The following is an 18,218-nucleotide window of genomic DNA, read 5'->3' on the forward strand; positions in this document are numbered from 1 at the left end:
TCATTCAACCTTAAATAGTAAACTAAATTTATGTCAGGAATATTTAAACAAGCATCGGGCAGCCATGCAACTACGCTTGCGCCGGCACCGGCAGAACCGGTAAAAGTCAGGTTAAAAATCAACGGACAGGAACATGTACTCAACATTGCGCCCTGGGTTACGCTTTTGGATGCGTTGCGCGAATACATCGGTTTTACCGGGACTAAAAAAGGCTGCGACCACGGGCAATGCGGTGCCTGTACGGTTTTGGTGGATGGCATCCGTATCAATTCCTGCCTTACGTTGGCGGTTATGCGCGAAGGACAGGAAATTACCACGATAGAAGGTTTGGCGCACAGCGAAGATTTGCACCCGCTGCAAAAAGCGTTTATCGAGCATGATGCTTTTCAATGCGGTTATTGCACGCCGGGGCAAATTTGTTCGGCTGTCGGCATGTTTAACGAAGGAAAAGCCAATACTTTAGATGATATTAAAGAACAAATGAGCGGGAATATTTGCCGTTGCGGCGCTTACAACAACATCAACGCAGCTATTTTGCAAGTGAAAGGAGAAATGGCCGGTGAATAGTTTTTCCTACCAAAGAGCAGTTGATGTTGAAGGCGCAGTCCAAGACATCAGCACAAAAAACAAAGCCAAATTTATTGCCGGCGGAACCAATATTTTAGATTTAATGAAGGTAAACGTGGAAAGGCCGGAGCATTTAACCGACTTAACACATTTGCCTTTAACCGAAATTGAAAACACCGAAGACGGCGGTTTGCGTTTAGGCGCGCTGGCCACAAACGCCGTTACCGCCTGGAACGAACAGGTTCAGCAGCGTTATCCTTTGCTTTCTAAAGCGATTTTGGCCGGTGCTTCGGCGCAGTTGCGCAACATGGCAACCAACGGCGGCAACCTGTTTCAACGCACGCGCTGTTATTATTTTTACGATACCGCAACGCCTTGCAACAAACGCGAGCCGGGCAGCGGCTGTTCGGCCATCAACGGTTATAACCGCATCCATGCGATTTTAGGAACGAGCGAACATTGCATCGCCACAAACCCAAGCGATATGTGTATTGCTTTGGCTGCGCTGGATGCGAAGGTAAACGTAACCGGTACAAAAGGAGACCGGGTAGTGGATTTTGCCGATTTCCACCGTTTGCCGGGCGACCGGCCGGAGCTGGACAATAATTTGCAGCCGGACGATTTGGTTACGTCTATTGACCTTCCCGCCAAAACCTTTTCTAAAGTACAATATTTAAAACTGCGCGACCGGCAGTCGTATGCTTTTGCCATTGTTTCTGTGGCTGCGGCGATAGAACTGGAAGGCGAAACGATCAAAGATATCCGGATGGCTTTGGGCGGCGTGGCACATAAACCTTGGCGCGATAAATCGGCAGAAGCGATGATGATCGGCAAAACGCCAACCAAAGAAAACTTTAGGCTGCTGGCCGAAACCGTTTTGGCGACGGCCAAAGGCTACAGCTATAATTCCTTCAAGATAGAACTGGCCAAACGCGCCATTGTACGTGCTTTTACCGAAGCTTTGCAAGCAGTATAACACCAAAAAATAGGGCATAAAAGAAGCATCAACCTAAAAAATAAATGAATGAAAAGTAATTATATAGGACAACCGACCAGCCGCGTTGACGGGCCGTTAAAGGTAACCGGACAAGCCAAATACGCCGCCGAATTTGCGGCAGACGGCTTGGTTTACGGCGTTGTGGTTTCGGGCGGGATTGCAAACGGAAGCATCAAAAATATAGAGGTAAAAGAAGCATTAAGCTTAAAAGGTGTTTTAAAAATTTTTACGCACGAAAATGTTTCCGGCCTGCCTTGGTTTGATAAAAGTTATAAAGACCAGGATTCGCCTTCGGGTTCGCCTTTCCGTCCATTTCAAAACAACAAAATCATGTTCAGCATGCAGCCGGTGGCGCTGGTTGTTGCCGAAACTTTTGAACTGGCGCGTTACGCTGCTTCGTTGGTGAAAGTGGAATATAAGGAAGACAAACACGAAACGGTGCTGATGGACCACCTCGACAAAGCCAAAAAAGCACCCAAAGGTAAAACTGGTTTTGAAGAACCAAAATCGCGCGGTGATGCCAATGATGCGTTTAAATCTGCGGAATTCAAAATCGAAGGAGAATATCTGCATTCGGCAGAACACCACAACCCTATGGAAATGCACGCTACAACCGCCGTTTGGGAGGAAGACGATAAGCTAACCGTTTACGATAAAACGCAGGGTGTTTTTAACTGCCAGCAATATATTACCAAAGTTTTCGGGCTTTCTACGGATGATGTCCGCGTTCTTTCTCCGTTTGTCGGCGGCGCTTTTGGTTCGGGTTTGCGTCCTCAGTACCAGTTGTTTTTGGCGGTTCTGGCTTCGCTGGAACTGAAACGCGCGGTTCGGGTTTCGTTAACGCGGCAGCAAATGTTTTCTTTCGGGCATCGTCCTTCTTCGGTACAACGTTTGGCTTTGAGTGCTTCTGCGGATGGCACGTTGCAATCGGTAAAACATGAGGCTTTTGGCGAAACTTCCCGGTTTGAAGATTACACGGAGATCATCGTCAACTGGTCGGGCACGATGTACAAATGCGAGAACGTAGAACTGAAATACGATCTGGTAAAGCTGGATGTGTTTTCGCCGATGGACATGCGTGCGCCCGGTGCGGTAACCGGCAACCATCCTTTTGAAAGCGCGATAGACGAGCTGGCTTATGCCGTAAAAATGGACCCGTTGGCTTTCCGTTTGCGGAATTATGCGGAAGAAGACCAAATGGGCGGTAAACCTTACAGCAGCAAAGAACTGAAAGCTTGTTACACGCAAGGTGCGGCCAAATTTGGATGGGATAAAAGAAGCATCGAGCCGCGATCAATGCGCGACGGCAATCAATTAATTGGCTGGGGAATGGGCACGGCGGCCTGGGACGCACAACAAATGCTGGCCAATGCAAAAGCGGTTTTATCGGCAGATGGAAAGTTGTTTGTAAGCAGTGGTGCATCGGATATCGGAACCGGAACTTATACGATCATGACGCAAATTGCTGCCGAAACTTTAGGCTTGGCAATAAAAGATGTAACCTTTAAATTAGGCGATACCAACATGCCTGAAGCACCACTGGAAGGTGGTTCCTGGACAGCGGCTTCGGTTGGTTCGGCGGTAAAAGCGGTATGCGAGGAAGTGAAAACGCAGGTATTAAAGCTGGCGAAAAAATCAAGCAAAACGCCGGTTTCGGGAGAAGATGCAGATGGTTTGATGATTGATGATGGCTACGTCATGCTGAAGAAAGATCCTTCGGCCAAAATTTCCATTACCGAATTGATGAAACAGGCCGAAGTGGGCAGCATCGAAGAAAAGGCAATGAGCATACCAAACCCGGTCAATAAATTAAAATATACTTATAATTCGCACGCTGCTGTTTTTGCCGAGGTAAAAGTGGACGAAGAGCTGGGAACGGTTATCGTGAGCCGCGTAGTTTGTGCGGTGGCGGCGGGCAATATCATCAACCCAAAAACTGCGGGCAGCCAGATTAAAGGCGCGGTGGTTTGGGGCATCAGTAAAGCTTTGGAAGAAGAAAGCGTAATGGACAAAAATTTAGGCCGTTTTATGAACCACAACCTTGCCGAATACCATGTGCCGGTGAACAAAGACATCAACGATATTGATGTGATTTTTGTGGAAGAACACGATGACAAAATAAACCCCTTAGGCGTAAAAGGCGTTGGCGAGATCGGCATTATTGCGGTTGCAAGTGCCATTGCCAACGCCGTTTTCCATGCAACAGGCCATCGTGTCCGTAATTTGCCAATCACGATGGACAAGGTTTTAGGCTTGAGCGAATAGTCAATTTTTTGTTGCCCAATTTTAGGCCGGTAAAAGAAGCATTATAGCTGATGCTTCTTTTACCGGCCTTTTTTTGTTGAGATCATTTAAATCGAATCCTGGCCTTTGGCTTTCTTCTCTGCAGGCAAAACCACCCGTTTCAAAATATCAGACATAATAAGGCTGAAAAGCACAAACGTTACAAAAACAAAAAAACCGGGCTGCAAAGCCGTATTGTTGGTGGTGATGCTGGCTAAGTAACTTGTTTTGATGTTCAACACTTCCAACTGGCTTTCCAAAATCCCGTTAAAACCTAAGTAAGTCATCATAATGGCAATTACCATCACATCGGCCATGCTCCATTTGCCCGAATCAAACGCAAAATAATGCACTACTTTGCCGCGCGTCCATTTGTTGTCGCTGCCAAACGCATAAATCAGCCCCGAACTTAATTTGCTGACCGGGAAAAGGATACTGAAGCACAAAATCAACACGCCAACAATAATGGATTCTACGCCCGATGCTTTTATCAACAAAGAAACCACTTCCAAAATACCTCTGCTTTGAAAAAACAAAATCTGATCTTTAAAAATCATTTCCTGTCCCAGCAACCTAAAATCGAGCAATTTAACACGTGCTTCAACATCAATCATGTTTGAACTTACGCCTACCACCAGCAAAATGGCCGCAGCCAGCATCGAGAGGATATATAAAGATTTGTATAGCGATTCGTTTTTTCTGAACAGCCACCATACCAATAAAAACAGCACTGCGCCGCCCATCAAACCATAAGTGTAAGTGTAACTTTGGGTTTGTATTTCTTTTAAAAGGCTGACTGTTTTTTGGTTGTATGCCTCTGCTGATCTAACCTGGTATTTAGCATAGATTTTTTCGCGCACCTGTTGTTCTGCCGTAAGCGAACTATCGAAGGTGGTTTTTTCCAACTGGTTAAACTTGCTTTGCGCCAGGCTTCTTAACCTTTTTTTGCTCGATGGGTTATTTACCTGTTTGATAATTTCTTTGGCGAAAACGGGAACCTGGTCGTGCAGTTCTTTCGGGTTTACAAAGGTGTGTACTGCAAATTTTCTAATCTTGCCCACAAACGTTTTTTGCGGTTTGTTTACAATCGCCAGCGCTTTGTTGATCAACGCATTCAAAATCTGCTCTACTTCTTTTTCCAGGTTTTTTTGCTGGCTTCCGGTAAAATTGAAGGATTGGATTTGGTTGTTTACAATCGCGGCAACCTTGTCTTTCCACTGGTTTACAGAGAAAATGCCAAAGGTAACGCCGTTAATGGTTCCAAAATCTTCTTTTATTTTTCTTTGCTGTTCCGAAAGTTGGTGTGCCTGGTAAGCGCAAAAACTCATTGCGGCAAGGGCCAGAACCATCGCAACGATTATAATTGGGTTAGCTTTTTTTGTCATGTAAAATTTGGTAATAATTTGGCAGGTTTTAAAAGAGTTATTTTTAATTGTTATATTAAATGATAAACAAAAATTGCTGCAAAGTGATGCAGCAATTGGTGTCGAAACGGCTTTTAGTCTTCCTCGATCTCAATTTCCAGGTCGTCCAAATCATCGTCTTCCGCTTCAATTACGGTTTCTTTTCCGGTTTCGGCCGTTAATGAAAGCGCGAACAAATTAATTTCGTCCGTTGTAAAGTGTTCTTTTCCGGCATAATGATATTCGCCCTGATCAAAAACCAGCTTGCCCAAATCTTTGCCGTTTTCCCGGATTTCATATTCGCCCGACAACTTTTTGGCGTTTTTCTTTTCAGGTTTCAGCGGTGTTAATTCCAATTCCCGCTTCATGTTTTCTTCTTCCAGTATTACTTTGTACGTATCCATTTTTATCTTTCTTTAAGAAAAAGAAACCGCAAAGTTTGTAAATGGTTTAGGCAATGCTGTTTTTAGCAGGGAAAGTTTAGTGAGGTTTTAACTTCTGCTTTTCGCCAAACACAAAAATTCCATGGCGTTCTCGTGGTCTTCTTCCAAAGCTTCAAACGTGTAGCCAAAGTTTTGCAGATAGTTTAAGCAATCTGTCCGCAATTTGGGGGAATGGACGGAAAGAAAAATGATGGGCTTAAAATCAGCAATCATCTTTTCCGCGCCTTGTAAAACAGCTAATTCGGCGCCTTCTACATCAATTTTAAGCACATTTGGTTGGATGGCAAGTTTGGCTGCTACGGCATCTAAACTTACGGTAGAAACCAAAGTTGCATTTGTGCCGGGCGCGTTAATTGCGCTGTTTTCGATACGGCCCATTGAAGCAATCGGGTTTTCTAAAAAAGTAACGATAGATTGGTTGTTTGAGCAGGCCGAAGGAATGATGGTAACGTTGTTGAGTTTGTTGATTTTAACATGGCGGTACAAGTAGGAAATATTTCTTACCAAAGGTTCAAACGAAAAAACTTTGCCCTGATTTCCGGTAAGCCGCGAACCTAAAACAGTATAATAGCCTACGTTTGCGCCGACATCAAACAGTATATCGCCTTTTTTTATGGTACGGATAAAGGCCCGGGTTTGTAACGGCTCAATCAAATTAAAGTAAACCGAAGCGCCGCCGCCTGCGCCGCCATGCGTCCCTAAAATAAATTTTGCGCCTTTTAGCGGGCCTTTTAAAACCGGATAGGCCACACGCGGAAGGATTTTGCCAAATACCAATCTTGCTGCTTTGCGTAGTAAACCCTTCATCGCTTTATGATAGTTTTAAGAAACGATAATAAAGGTTGGACGCACTAAATGTTTGCTTAAGCCTGTTTAAAACTTACTTGGCAGAATATCAATGCTTCTTTTATCACCTAAAAGTTGGCAAACGTTTGGTTTTATTTAAGTTGGTGCAGTCGCCAATTTTTAGGTGGTAAAAGAAGCATGTAAAACCGTAACGATACAATTTAAACATGTGCTTAAATTACAGTGATCCTTATTTTAATTTAATCATCGTAACCGACTCGGCACTTAATGTTAAAGTTGCCGAAGTACCGGTTGCATTTAAGTTAACATTGGGCGTTGTTTTTTGCCATTTTGGGTTTGTATCGTTATCTCCGGATCCGGTAAAAACCCAAACTTCTGCTTTTTTTACACTGCCAAAGTTATTCAAATCTACTTTTACATCTTGTTTCGATTGGCTCTTGTTCAATAAAAACAAATTGGTTTTGCCATTATTTTTATTAACGCAGGCATAAGGCCTTACTATCTGGTTGTCGCTTTGCGCATCTACAATTGCCCCGGAAAAGTTGTTGTATAAGATGGATAAACTTGTGCCATTTGCGTTTAAGTTGCCCTGGTTATCGGCCGCATTCATCACTGTTTTTGGCGAACTGTCAATCGGCAGCCAATGCACGCCGTTTGGTTGATAACCATAATACCAGCGTATATTCCAAAAACTGGAGAAGTAAATTGCCGGATTGCTCATCAAATCGGCACCTATCTGGAAACTTACCAAAGCATGGCCCAAATCGTTATTGTCTTTCCACTGACCATAAAAACTGGCAGCATTAAACTCGGTAACAATCAGCTTGATATCTTTACCAGGTTTAGCTGCGTTGAGTGCCTGTAAAACGTCCTGTATGTCGGCATCATTGCCATAAGTAACACTGTAATTGCTGTAAAAATTGTACCCCGAATACGGATAAACGGGGTAATAGCTGATGTTGATGTAGTCTATACTTTCTGCGGCACCGGCTAAAACAGTTTCAAACCAAGATTTGGTCCTGCCATTGGCGATAATTTTGATGGAAGGGTCTACCGCTTTCATCCGCTTTGAAAACAGCTTCAGGTCGTCGCGGTAGTTTGCAGCCGTAACGTTGGTGCTGGGTTGCCAGCTTTCGTTGCCGATCTCCCAAAATTTGATGTTGTAGCCTTTAACCTTGTTGGCATAGTTGACCAAAGTTTCTGCGTTTTTTAAAAAATCTTCTTTTGTGGCGATGTGTGTACCGTCCTGGCCTTTGTAATAAATGCGGTTGTACGGGATGATGATTTCCGGTTCGCTGCCCGTTGCCCGGCAAACCGCCACATACTCATCAATATCCAGGTAGCGGCTTTTCAAGTGGATGCCGTCCGGTTCAACAATATCCGTTTGATAAGAAAGGAATTCGTACGGCCCGTGGTTGATCAGGCAGGGTCTCGGCTTTTTGTAGGGCGGCTCAGACCAAAAAACATCGTCATTTCCGGCGCGGATAATGTTCGGGTTAATAGCTTTGATGGTAGCGGCCGGGGCAGTGGGATAGTTCCAGTACGACTGGTCTTCCCAGTTTTCGGTAATGTTTACGCCTTTGTATTGTTTCGAAACATCATTTTTAACAATACGGGCATCAACCGTAACATGTACGGCAACGTTTGTGGTGTCGGTACTTGCATTAAATAAATCTTCATCTAAAAACTCTTTTTTACAACCCGTACCAACAATTAACAGGAGCGCAAACGGCAAGGCTTTTTTCAAGGGGAAAAAATTCATCAGGAACAACTAAAAAATAAAATGGGTCAGTAAAGTGCTTGAAAACAGGGTAATGGTTTTTTTGAAATGTCAGTATCAGCCTTTGCGGATGGGTTAAGGCTGAGGAAAATAGGAGAGAATAATAAGTGGAAAAGCTTCTACCAGCAAACTCCAAATAACCTGCGCCACGTGCTTCTTTCATCTTTTTTCCGCTGAGGTTTGTACTTAAAAGATCAAGGCTTTTTACGGAGGCATAAGCTCAAATGTTTTTGTTATCGCTATTGGTTTCGTTAAAAGGATGGGTTGTCTTTTTAAAAAGAAAGTACTGTTCGCTTAGAAGCTGTTTAAATTTCTTCCAAGAAAAACCCTGATGCTTCTTTTAGCACTATAAAATTGGTGTTGCTCTTTGCTGCCGCATACAAAAAGCAAATGGCCATACTGATTTTTAGGCGATAAAAGAAGCATCGCCAATAATTTGAACAAAATTTAAACAGCTTCTTTAAAATTTTGAAGGCATAGGATTGGATCCTTAATTAGCTGATTAGCAAAAAGAAGTAGGTAAGGATTATGGGTTGAACTGGAAGTAAACCGAAAAAAGTTTACATGAGCGAAGCCCATAATTTAAACAAAGGCTTATTGCAGGGTTTATCAATGCCGTTGCCAATAGCAGCATCAATTTAAGTATTGACAGGGCTTTTGAATTGGATTGTAGTTGTGGAGCTGCTTCTTTTACGCTATAAAAATTGGTGCTTCCGTCAATTTTAATAAACCCAAAAACAAATACTAACTAAATTTTAGGTGATAAAAGAAGTATTGAGGTTTTATTAAGTAAATTTTAAACGGCTCTTAATAATAAACAAATTTATTTTCTTTTCCTATATTTGAAATACTTGTATAGCTTTGGCAGTTTGTTATCTACTATTGGAATTTGTTTGTTCATTAATATTGGTTCAATAATTTGTATGGTACAATCAAATTGCAAAGCTAAAGTTTCGATGGTTAGTCCTTTAAAATATCTATTGACAATTACTTGCTGTTTGTCTTCGGAAAAGTAAGGTTTCTTTGGTTTTAAAGTTTTAGGTTTTGAAAATTGTTCTGGTATTCGATTCTGATAATTCTGTAAAACTGAAATAAGATCGGTAACAACGGAAAGGTTAATTTTTAATTCCTGGCTGTCGTTATTTCCTTCTATCGTTTGCCTGACTTTAATATAATTTACCCCGGAATTATGTTTTATCAAATCAATCAAAAAAGTACTTTTTTCATATTCTAACAAGGTTGACTTTAGGATTTCCTGCATTTTAATTGTTGTTATTAGCGTTTTGGATTAACCTATTTTTTGCCCTTTCAATAGATTGGGAAAGTGTTTTTTCTAACAAGCTTTTGTCCGGCAATTCGATTAAATAATCTGCCACCCTGATGTTGCTTCTTTCCAATTGCATCAACTCTATGTGTTCTTCATTTTTATGCGTGCATAGTATTAAGCCAATTGGTTGATTTTCTCCCGCTACTTTTTCATATTTCTCTAACCAACGTAAATACAGTTCTACCTGGCCTTTATCTGCTGCTGTAAACTTGCCTATTTTTAATTCTATTGCCACTAAGCATTTTAACCTTCTGTGATAAAAAAGCAAATCAATATAGTAATCTTCATTGTCAATAGTAATGCGTTTTTGCCTTGCCATGAAAGCAAAATCACTACCTAACTCAATGATAAATTCTTGTAATTCGGCCAGGATTGCCGATTCTAAATCTTTTTCGGAAAAATTGTTTTTCAAGCCTAAGAAATCTAAAAAGTAAGGGTCTTTAAATACCAGGTCTGGGCTTAGTTTTGCTTCGTTTTTTAATGCCTCAATATCATTTATTATCGTTTCTTCAGGCTTTTTGCTGATAGCGGTCCGTTCAAAAAGCATAGAATCAATTCGGTTTTCGAGAGTTCTTGTACTCCACTTTTCCATACGGCACATTTCAATATAAAAATCTCGTTTTAGGGGATTGTCCATATAAATAAGCATCCTCAAATGAGTCCAGCTAAATTGTATACGCAGTGCGTATACAATCTGCTCGTCAGGGAAAACACTGGCAAATTGCATACATTGCCTCAATTGTTTCTCTCCCCAACCTCTTCCGTAGTTTTCGGTTAATTGTTGTGCCAGTGATAATACAATCTGTTTGCCATAATCTGCCCTTTCATTGCCTAATATTTCATCATTGATACGTTTTCCCACGCGCCAATACAACCATGTCATTTCGGCATTTACAGTTAAGGCTACATTTTGACGGCTTTGCTCAATTAGTTGCTTTAACTCATTGCCCAAGTTTAATGTATGGTTGTTGTCCTGTATCTTCCCCATTTGTATTTGTTTTATAAATTATACTTTCGAACATGTGGTTAAATTAAAAATTTGTAATTCAAAGTTTGTAATTACAAATCTCAATCAGCATATCCGGTTGTTGGCAAAATTCATAATGCTTCTTTTATCGGCAAAATTTTTGATTGCTAGTTTTTGAAAAATTGCATATTCTCAATTTCTAAACATGTATTAAAAATTTAAACTAAGAAAAACAGACTTTCAATTTCCCTCCTGATTGTGATGCTCTCCAAACAATTCAATTGCATCAATTGCATGTTCAGAAGTATCTTCAAAATATTCGCCGTAGTACCACTCTGTGTTTGGCTCTTTCTTCAATTTTAAAGCTTTCAATTGTTGGATATCGTTATATCCATCCTCGTAACCACGTACCACAATTTTAATTTCCGGCGGCAGCGCTTGCAGTAAAGTTATCAGTTCTTCGGCTGTCATAAATTGTAGGTTTATTTTGATTGCAACTTTTGGTTAAATATTTACGATCTTTTTTGCAATCCCTAAAACTAAAAAATCCCACTTAAACAAGCAGGATTTTCCAAATTAAAACAACAAATAACTTTACTCCATTTTATAAACCAAAACCCTAAAAGTTCCCGGAACTACAGTCCTCGTACCGGCCACCATCTCTGCAACGCTTAAATAAATTTTGTGTGTTTTGGTATCCAAAGCCATCGTTCTGGCGCGGGCTTGGGTTTTTAAAGTTTGTACCACGGCATATTCATCGGCAGTTTTTTGTTTGATAATGGTAACTGTTCCGTCTCCGTTGGATGCAAAAACGAGTTTGGTTTGCGGGTCATAGGCTACGGCATCCACACCGGTGCCGATGGGCAAAGTGGCAATTACTTTTCCGCTGGTTTCGTCCACCACGCTTAAGCCTTTGTTCTCACGGCAAACGGTAAAAAGCCTTTTGTTTTTTGCATCCAAAGCCAAACCGGTTGGGCCGCCGCAAGGGTTCAACGGAAAGTTTTTCAGCACTTTCATCGTTTTGGCATCAATCACGTCCATGCTGTTTTTATCCTCTAAATTATTGTAGATCTTGCCTTTGCCATCGCTTACGGCAAATTCCGGCCCACCGCCCAAAGCTATGGTGCCGATCTGTTTCATCGTTTTCGGGTCAATCACCGCCGCATTATTGCTTTCTCCGCAGAAAGTAAAAACACGGTCGGAATAGGGATCGTACATAATCGCATCCGGTCCGTTTACGGAAGCCAGCGGAATGGTTTCGATGGTTTTCAAGGTTTTCAAATCAAAAGCAACGGCGGCATTTGCCCTGCCATCGCTGATAAAACCTTTGTTGAGGTGGTTTACAATGGCGATGCCATGCACGCCTTTCATGCCGCTGATTGTGCCGATGCTTTTTTCGGTTGCGAGGTCAATCACGTTGACTTCCGTTCCGTGCGAAACATACAAACGGTTGTTTGCTTCATCAATCTTGAGGTAATCATAACCGCCATCGCCAGCCAGCGGAATGGTTTTATCGGCCACATAATTTTGTGCTTTGGAACACAAAGAAATACTGCATAAAAACAGTATCAGCGAAAATTTGAGGTTTGGGTTCATGCTTCTTTTATCGGTTAAAATGTGTTAAACTTAAAAAACTTACTTTTAAAAGCAAGATTTTTAAAAGTATTAAAATATTAAAAATTTGATTTGTTCGATTTAATTTGATTAGAACTGTTTTCATTTATTTTGTCTGAAAGTAACTTGTCTAAAAAAGCACGCTCCTCCTCAAAAGTCATGTCTTTAATTTCATTGCTTATTTGATCGCGGATGACGCGCATTTGCTTTACTAAACCTTCAATTGTCTGGTTGTCCACTTGTGTCGTCATAATTTATAATTTCTTTAGGTGTTCTAATTTCGATCATGTTATAGCCTAACTGATAATTAATGCCATTGTAACCACGGATTTTATCCAAGTTAACAATATGTTTAAAATTCCAACTCACTAAAACGTCAGCTTTGGCAATAGTAGCCATTGCAATATGTTGGCAATCTGCCCGACTCGTTTGTCCAACAACTTTAGCCTGTATATATTGATTTGCAAGGTTAGCTGCTTCTTCGGTCAGTTTAACCCGCTCGATCTGTTGAAAAGGAATGGCAGCTAAAAAGTCTTTTACTTGTTTTGGCGCCCTTAACAGTTCGGCCTCCAAAAGGTCAGAAATAATAACTTTGAAACTTCCTTCTATCACCGCCTCAAAGAAGGGAATAGTAGCGGCAGAAAACTCTTTATCAAACTGCCCGCCTATCACAGAAGTGTCTATATAAACCCGTTTTACCATCAACGTAAAGATAGTGATAAAGTAAGTTTATTTTCAGCTGGCAGCATCGGTGTTTATTTCTGAAGGATTATGAATGGAACGCGCCGTTTCGTTTCGGTACAACAGCCGGATCATGCTCGGCAAAACGATCAGCAGCAAAGGCATCGCCACCACAAAACCGCCAATAACGGCGATGGCAAGCGGCTGGTGTAATTGCGCGCCTGCACCAATGCCCAAAGCCAAAGGCAAAAGTGCAATGATGGCGCCCAAAGCTGTCATCAATTTGGGGCGAAGGCGGGTGGAGATGGAGTAAACAACAGCTTCGTTTACCGTACTTTCCAGCATGCTTTGTTTAAACTGCAAAAAGGTGAAAATTGAGTTTTCGCCAATAATGCCCACGATCATAATCAATCCCGTATAGCTGCCCACGTTTAGCGGTGTGTTGGTGAGGAGCAAGGCCAGGAAACTGCCGGCAATCCCGAGCACGCCAATGACGAGGATAAGTAGCGCAATCCGAAATTGCCTGAATAAAAACAGTATCACCCCAAAAACCAATAAGCTGGAAGTGATTAAAATGATCAACAGTTCTTTAAACGATTGCTGCTGCTCGGCATACGCGCCGCCGTATTCCACGTGGTAGCCTTGCGGTAGGTTCACTTTTTCGGCAATGTTTTTTTGGATGGCGGGCATCACCGTTCCCAAATCGCTGTTTTCAAGTCGCGCACTGATGACGCCCATGGATTGCAGGTTTTCGCGTTGAATTTCGGCATCGCCTGCGCGCAGTTCTACGTTCGCCAGTCCGGCGATGGGAATTTGCTGGCCGTTGTTCAGGAACAAATTCATGTTTTTGATGCCTTCCACACTCAAACTGCGGTTGCCCGGATAAACCATGCGGATGGGCGAAAGCTGCTGCGTTTCGTACAAACTGCCGATGACGTTGCCTTCCAAAGCGGTTTGCACCTGGAATTGCAAGTTGGCGGGGTTCAATCCATATTGCGCCAGCTTGCTGTAGTCCGGTACGATGCTCACGGCCGGTCCAGCAATAACAATGCCGTCAAAAACATCGGCGGTGCCTTTTACGGCGGTTACGGCGGCGGCAATTTGTTTGGACAAGGCCTGCAACGTTTGCTGGTTATCGCCAAAAACCTTAATCTCGATGGGTTGTGCCGAAGTCATCAAATCGCCGAGCATATCCGTAATCACCTGTCCGAAATCTACCCGAAGCGATGGCTGTGAGGCTTCAATCTGCTTCCGCAAATCGCTGCTTACTTCTTCCGTGGTTTTATCACGTTGTTTTTTGAGTTGGATGAGGTAATCGCCGGTATTGGGCTCGGTGATAAAAAAGCCCATTTGCGTTCCCGTTCTTCTGGAATAAGCCGCCACTTCCGGTTGTTTCACAATGATCTTTTCCACTTCGCGCAGCATCCGGTCGGTTTCTTCCAGCGAAGTTCCGGGCGGCGAACTGTAATCCAGCACGATGCTGCCTTCGTCCATCTCCGGCAAAAAACCGGTTGCCAATCTCCCTGGAACAAACACAATTATTGCCACTAAAAGAAGCATGATGCCAACACTAATATACGGCCTCAGGATAAAAAACGAAACCCAACGCTGTTGTTTTACGCCGTGTGCCGGTACTTCTTTTACCACCCTTTTTTTGGTGTTGCTGAGCAAAAGGTAGATCACCGGCAGCCCGATCCAGGTTACAAAAAACGAACAGACCAAGGTGATGATCATCGTGTTCGTCATCACTTTAAAATATGCACCCGCAACACCGCTCATCAACACAAACGGAATAAAAATAACAATGGTGCTGATAGAAGAGCCAACCATCGCCGGGAACAAATAATCAATAGCTTTTTGCAGCAGGTTGCGGGTTGGTTCTTCGGGATGTTCTTCGTGCGTGCGGTGGATTTGCTCGACCACCACAATCGCATCGTCAATAATTAAACCGATGGCAGCGGCAATGGCGCCCAACGTCATGATATTAAAGGTGTAGCCGATCACGTACAGCACAATCAGCGTTAAACCAAGCGTAATCGGAATGGTGATGAGGATAACCGCACTCGCTTTTAACGACCGTAAAAACAGTATCGCCACCACAATGGCCAGTGCCAAACCAATCCACAAACTATCGCCCACACTTTTTACCGACTCGTTTACAAAATCAGCCTGCACATAATAAGGTTTGATGGTTACGTCTTTTGGCAGGATTTTTTGCAGCCGCTGCACCTGCTTTTCCATTGCCCCAGAAAGCGAAACGAGGTTGGCATTGGGCTGTTTGATGACGGCAATCAGCACACCTTCGTGCCCGTTGGCGTTGATCTTGGTGTACTCGATGCCGGGATTGATCTGCACTTCGGCAAAGTCTTTCATCCTGATTACGCGCTTGCTGTTGTTGCTTACCACCACGTTTTCCAACTGGTCTTTGGCGTTTAGCGTGGCATCGGTTACGGTGAGGTACAGCATTTTATAATCTGACAGATAACCTTCGGATTTTACAAAATCAGTTTGGTTCAGCGTGTTGCTGATGACATCCGGCGTGAGCGAAAGTGCACTCATTTTTTGCCGGTTCAGCAGCAGCCAGTATTCTTTTACCTTGCCGCCAATCACGCGGATTTCGGAAACGCCGTTGACTTGCGATAAAAAAGGTTTGATGGTGAACGTGGCCAGTTGCCGCAGTTCGATGGGCGATTTATCGTGGCTTTCCAGCGTGTAACCGCTTACCGGCAAAATGGAAGGGTTCATTTTCTCGACCGAAATCTGCACATCGGCCGGCAAATCGTTCCGGATTTTGCTGATCTGCGATTCAATGCGCTGCTGGCTCAGGTCAATGTTCGCGCTCCAGTTCATAAAAGCCGAAATCTCGCAACTGCCGCGGCTCGTGGTGCTTCTAACGTAATTAAGTTCCGGGATTTGTTTGACGGCGTTTTCCAGCGGTTTGGTAACCGTGATCATCATTTTGTTTACCGGCTGCAAACCTTCATCGGCAATAATTTTGATTTTGGGAAAGGTGATTTCCGGGAAAAGCGAAGTTTGCATTTTAGAATACGCAAACAGCCCGCCCATTAAAATTAACGCCAAAACCAAGCTGATTGGCTTTTTGTAGGCGATGAAAATATCTTTGCCTGGCTTGCTCATGGCTGTACAATTTTAACTTTTGCCGTGTCGGGCAAACTGTAATTTCCGGTAACCACAATTTTATCCCCGGCAGCAAATTTTGGCGAAAGTATCTCAATCCGGTCGTTTGTTTCGATGCCTTTTTTAACGGGTATTTTTACGGCCGTGGTTGGATTGATCAGCTTCATCACATAAAACTCGGTTTGGGTTTCGTTGGAAAGCACGGCCGGTTTGGGCAGCGATTGCGCGTGTTGGCTGGAAGATTTTACAATCCGCGCTTTGGCGATCAAATTCTCGGGAATGTTGTGCGCCGCTTTCACCCGCACCACAATGCCCTGCGTTTGCGAAAGCGTGTCTACCGTTGGCATGGATAACGTAACTTCCCCACGCAGTTTTTCGCCGTCGGGCAAAGTCAAATCCACGGGCTGGTGTTCTTTTACATCGGTGCGCATTTCGTAGGGCAATTGCATCAAAAAAACAAAACTGCTTTTATCGGTGATGACGGCCAACTGCTCGCCGTCCTGCACGTAATCGCCCTGCTGGTGGTTCACTTCGGAAATAAAACCGGATTGCGCGGCCTTAATCCTTCCCAAACCTGAAAAATGAAAGGTAGAATCCAGCACATTAATGCTGTTGCCAATACTGCGTGCTTCTTTTGTTTCCAAAGAAAACAGCAGTTGCCCGCGGCTGACGTACTTGCCCGGCTGCACATTTACCTGCCGCAAATAACCGTTGATGTTGGCCTTGACAAAACTTTTTAACAAGTAAACCGATCGCGCGTTTAAATCGGTATAATCTGTCAGCGCATCCTGCCCGATGGTGGTAACCGTAACCGGCGTTTGCGTATCGGCGGCAGGCACGTCTTCTTCGGCCGGTTCTGCGGATTTGCTTTTGCAGGAAAACAGCGACACCAAAATTATACCGATAAAAGAAGCATGCAGCAAAAAAGGTTTTATGCGGAGGAACGTGTTTTTCTTCATGGTTTTAACGGTTCCAGTAGTTTAACTGATTGATTAATTGCAACCTGCTGATGTTGGTTTGGGTGAGCAAATATTTAGCGCTGAGGTAATTGTTGATGGCCAAAACCAAGTCGGCAACGCGTAGGTCGCCAGTTTGCATCAATTCAAAATCAACCGTAACCAAACGCTGCGCGTATTTTAACTGTTCGGAAATTTGGGTGATCAAACTTTCGTTCCCGATGATTTGCTGTTGCAACTGGGCAATTTGCTGGCTGTATTGTTTGCCGAAAAAACTGCGGTAGTTTTGGCGCGTTTCTTCTTCCAAACCCAACTTTTTGTATTGCAGTTTGCGCTGGCCGCCGTCGTAAATTGGGACCGTCAAACTAAAACCGAAACCAGTGCCAAAGTTGTTTAAAATTGGGGCGATAAAACCAGTATTGTAACCGCCGTTTGCAAAAACTCCGGCACGCGGACGGTAAGTAAAATCCAACAACCTTCTATTATTTAAAATCTTTAAACTATCCAAACCATATTGTTTAAAAAAAATACTGTTGCCCAAATCAGGCTGATAATTTACCTGGATGTTTGGATCTTGCAATTTTACCGTTGTGGTATCTTGCAATCCAACTAAATAATTTAAAGTGGCAAAATCGTTTTGAAATTGGATGCGCGATTGCGACAGTTGTAGGTTTTGTTGTTGCAAGGTAACCAAAAAAGTAAGGTAATCGCTTTGCCGGTAAACGTTGCTTCGGGTCAGCGTTTTCAAGATCTTTTCTTCTTTGGTGAGCAAGGCGTTTACTTGCAAGTTAAACTCCAATTGCTGCAAACTTCCGTAAGCTGTAATGTATTGCCCGATGACCGACTTTTTTAAATCCTGTTCTGAAATCTTTGATGTGTTTTGGAGCGAATCGGCCTGCAAACCAATACTTTTAAGCTGGGCTTTGATGTAACGTTTGCCATCCAAAGATTGGTTTACATTCACCAAGCCATCCAAAGTTTGGACGTTGGTGATCGAGCCATCATAGCCAAAACCACGGATCACCGGCGCAATAAAAGCCGAACTGCTCAAATTAACTTGTGGTTTGTAAACTGCACGGACACGCGCGCTGTCAATCCTGGCTTGTAAAATTTGGTTGTTGTAATCTTTCAAAAGCGGCGAATTTCTTAACGCTTGTTCCTGGTAAAATTGCAGCGTATTGTTTTGTGCCGAAACTGAAAAACAGCCGGTAAAAACAGCAATCATCAACAAGGTTTTGATCAGCTTAAAACACAT

Annotated in this window: 17 protein-coding genes; 3 read left to right on the forward strand and 14 right to left on the reverse strand. The window is 43.1% G+C overall.

The window, feature by feature from the left end:
- Positions 1 to 30: 30 nt before the first annotated feature.
- The 3 genes from V5804_RS00775 to V5804_RS00785 are packed head-to-tail and all read left to right on the forward strand — an operon-like array spanning position 31 to position 3,829.
- Positions 31 to 567, forward strand: a complete 537-nt coding sequence (locus V5804_RS00775) for a (2Fe-2S)-binding protein (RefSeq protein ID WP_299286233.1) — start codon at positions 31 to 33, stop codon at positions 565 to 567.
- Positions 560 to 1,543 carry a xanthine dehydrogenase family protein subunit M gene (locus tag V5804_RS00780; protein WP_369589465.1) on the forward strand — a complete coding sequence of 328 codons (984 nt, stop codon included), beginning with the start codon at positions 560 to 562 and terminating at the stop codon, positions 1,541 to 1,543. Before V5804_RS00775 ends, V5804_RS00780 begins: the two co-directional genes overlap by 8 nt.
- A 48-nt stretch (positions 1,544 to 1,591) precedes the next feature.
- Complete coding sequence (locus V5804_RS00785; protein ID WP_369589466.1) at positions 1,592 to 3,829, forward strand: xanthine dehydrogenase family protein molybdopterin-binding subunit; 2,238 nt, start codon at positions 1,592 to 1,594, stop codon at positions 3,827 to 3,829.
- An 86-nt stretch (positions 3,830 to 3,915) separates the two neighbouring features.
- Here V5804_RS00785 and V5804_RS00790 read toward each other — a convergent pair whose 3' ends face one another.
- From V5804_RS00790 to V5804_RS00855, 14 genes are all read right to left on the reverse strand, one after another.
- Positions 3,916 to 5,232, reverse strand: a complete 1,317-nt coding sequence (locus tag V5804_RS00790; RefSeq protein ID WP_369589467.1) for a paraquat-inducible protein A — start codon at positions 5,230 to 5,232, stop codon at positions 3,916 to 3,918.
- A gap of 113 nt (positions 5,233 to 5,345) precedes the next feature.
- Complete coding sequence (locus tag V5804_RS00795) at positions 5,346 to 5,654, reverse strand: hypothetical protein (protein WP_369589468.1); 309 nt, start codon at positions 5,652 to 5,654, stop codon at positions 5,346 to 5,348.
- An 87-nt stretch (positions 5,655 to 5,741) separates the two neighbouring features.
- The gene (locus tag V5804_RS00800; RefSeq protein ID WP_369589469.1) at positions 5,742 to 6,500 is read right to left on the reverse strand and encodes an FkbM family methyltransferase; all 759 of its coding nucleotides are present in this window, start codon (positions 6,498 to 6,500) and stop codon (positions 5,742 to 5,744) included.
- Between the two features lie 229 nt (positions 6,501 to 6,729).
- Positions 6,730 to 8,235 (reverse strand): hypothetical protein, encoded by a 1,506-nt coding sequence (locus tag V5804_RS00805; protein WP_369589470.1) that lies wholly within the window; start codon positions 8,233 to 8,235, stop codon positions 6,730 to 6,732.
- On the reverse strand, positions 8,195 to 8,443 hold the full coding sequence (locus V5804_RS00810; protein ID WP_369589471.1) for a hypothetical protein: 249 nt from the start codon (positions 8,441 to 8,443) through the stop codon (positions 8,195 to 8,197). The genes V5804_RS00805 and V5804_RS00810 overlap by 41 nt, the downstream gene beginning before the upstream one ends.
- A gap of 660 nt (positions 8,444 to 9,103) precedes the next feature.
- A complete protein-coding gene (locus V5804_RS00815; RefSeq protein WP_369589472.1) occupies positions 9,104 to 9,541 on the reverse strand; it encodes a hypothetical protein in 438 nt (145 codons plus the stop codon).
- Between the two features lies 1 nt (position 9,542).
- Positions 9,543 to 10,595: a YhcG family protein gene (locus tag V5804_RS00820; RefSeq protein WP_369589473.1), complete on the reverse strand. Its 1,053-nt coding sequence runs from the start codon at positions 10,593 to 10,595 to the stop codon at positions 9,543 to 9,545.
- A gap of 219 nt (positions 10,596 to 10,814) precedes the next feature.
- Positions 10,815 to 11,045: a hypothetical protein gene (locus tag V5804_RS00825; RefSeq protein WP_369589474.1), complete on the reverse strand. Its 231-nt coding sequence runs from the start codon at positions 11,043 to 11,045 to the stop codon at positions 10,815 to 10,817.
- 123 nt (positions 11,046 to 11,168) lie between these two features.
- Positions 11,169 to 12,170, reverse strand: coding sequence for a hypothetical protein (locus V5804_RS00830; protein WP_369589475.1), 1,002 nt, complete (start codon positions 12,168 to 12,170; stop codon positions 11,169 to 11,171).
- 77 nt (positions 12,171 to 12,247) lie between these two features.
- Positions 12,248 to 12,439 carry a hypothetical protein gene (locus tag V5804_RS00835; RefSeq protein WP_369589476.1) on the reverse strand — a complete coding sequence of 64 codons (192 nt, stop codon included), beginning with the start codon at positions 12,437 to 12,439 and terminating at the stop codon, positions 12,248 to 12,250.
- Positions 12,408 to 12,890: a type II toxin-antitoxin system VapC family toxin gene (locus V5804_RS00840; RefSeq protein ID WP_369589477.1), complete on the reverse strand. Its 483-nt coding sequence runs from the start codon at positions 12,888 to 12,890 to the stop codon at positions 12,408 to 12,410. Before V5804_RS00840 ends, V5804_RS00835 begins: the two co-directional genes overlap by 32 nt.
- A gap of 33 nt (positions 12,891 to 12,923) precedes the next feature.
- Positions 12,924 to 16,007 (reverse strand): efflux RND transporter permease subunit, encoded by a 3,084-nt coding sequence (locus V5804_RS00845; protein WP_369589478.1) that lies wholly within the window; start codon positions 16,005 to 16,007, stop codon positions 12,924 to 12,926.
- Positions 16,004 to 16,966 carry an efflux RND transporter periplasmic adaptor subunit gene (locus V5804_RS00850; RefSeq protein WP_369589479.1) on the reverse strand — a complete coding sequence of 321 codons (963 nt, stop codon included), beginning with the start codon at positions 16,964 to 16,966 and terminating at the stop codon, positions 16,004 to 16,006. The genes V5804_RS00845 and V5804_RS00850 overlap by 4 nt, the downstream gene beginning before the upstream one ends.
- Before the next feature lie 4 nt (positions 16,967 to 16,970).
- On the reverse strand, positions 16,971 to 18,218 hold the full coding sequence (locus tag V5804_RS00855; RefSeq protein ID WP_369589480.1) for a TolC family protein: 1,248 nt from the start codon (positions 18,216 to 18,218) through the stop codon (positions 16,971 to 16,973).

Source organism: Mucilaginibacter sp. (genome assembly GCF_041088075.1).
In the GTDB taxonomy this organism is placed as follows: domain Bacteria; phylum Bacteroidota; class Bacteroidia; order Sphingobacteriales; family Sphingobacteriaceae; genus Mucilaginibacter_A.

What these genes read in the sequence shown, in the direction of transcription:
- V5804_RS00775 (WP_299286233.1), top strand. Translation starts at nt 31, where the DNA reads ATGTCAGGAATATTTAAACAAGCATCGGGCAGCCATGCAACTACGCTT.
- V5804_RS00785 (WP_369589466.1), top strand. Translation starts at nt 1,592, where the DNA reads ATGAAAAGTAATTATATAGGACAACCGACCAGCCGCGTTGACGGGCCG.
- V5804_RS00790 (WP_369589467.1), bottom strand. Translation starts at nt 5,232, where the DNA reads ATGACAAAAAAAGCTAACCCAATTATAATCGTTGCGATGGTTCTGGCC.
- V5804_RS00795 (WP_369589468.1), bottom strand. Translation starts at nt 5,654, where the DNA reads ATGGATACGTACAAAGTAATACTGGAAGAAGAAAACATGAAGCGGGAA.
- V5804_RS00800 (WP_369589469.1), bottom strand. Translation starts at nt 6,500, where the DNA reads ATGAAGGGTTTACTACGCAAAGCAGCAAGATTGGTATTTGGCAAAATC.
- V5804_RS00810 (WP_369589471.1), bottom strand. Translation starts at nt 8,443, where the DNA reads ATGAAAGAAGCACGTGGCGCAGGTTATTTGGAGTTTGCTGGTAGAAGC.
- V5804_RS00815 (WP_369589472.1), bottom strand. Translation starts at nt 9,541, where the DNA reads ATGCAGGAAATCCTAAAGTCAACCTTGTTAGAATATGAAAAAAGTACT.
- V5804_RS00820 (WP_369589473.1), bottom strand. Translation starts at nt 10,595, where the DNA reads ATGGGGAAGATACAGGACAACAACCATACATTAAACTTGGGCAATGAG.
- V5804_RS00825 (WP_369589474.1), bottom strand. Translation starts at nt 11,045, where the DNA reads ATGACAGCCGAAGAACTGATAACTTTACTGCAAGCGCTGCCGCCGGAA.
- V5804_RS00830 (WP_369589475.1), bottom strand. Translation starts at nt 12,170, where the DNA reads ATGAACCCAAACCTCAAATTTTCGCTGATACTGTTTTTATGCAGTATT.
- V5804_RS00835 (WP_369589476.1), bottom strand. Translation starts at nt 12,439, where the DNA reads ATGACGACACAAGTGGACAACCAGACAATTGAAGGTTTAGTAAAGCAA.
- V5804_RS00840 (WP_369589477.1), bottom strand. Translation starts at nt 12,890, where the DNA reads ATGGTAAAACGGGTTTATATAGACACTTCTGTGATAGGCGGGCAGTTT.
- V5804_RS00845 (WP_369589478.1), bottom strand. Translation starts at nt 16,007, where the DNA reads ATGAGCAAGCCAGGCAAAGATATTTTCATCGCCTACAAAAAGCCAATC.
- V5804_RS00850 (WP_369589479.1), bottom strand. Translation starts at nt 16,966, where the DNA reads ATGAAGAAAAACACGTTCCTCCGCATAAAACCTTTTTTGCTGCATGCT.
- V5804_RS00855 (WP_369589480.1), bottom strand. Translation starts at nt 18,218, where the DNA reads ATGTGTTTTAAGCTGATCAAAACCTTGTTGATGATTGCTGTTTTTACC.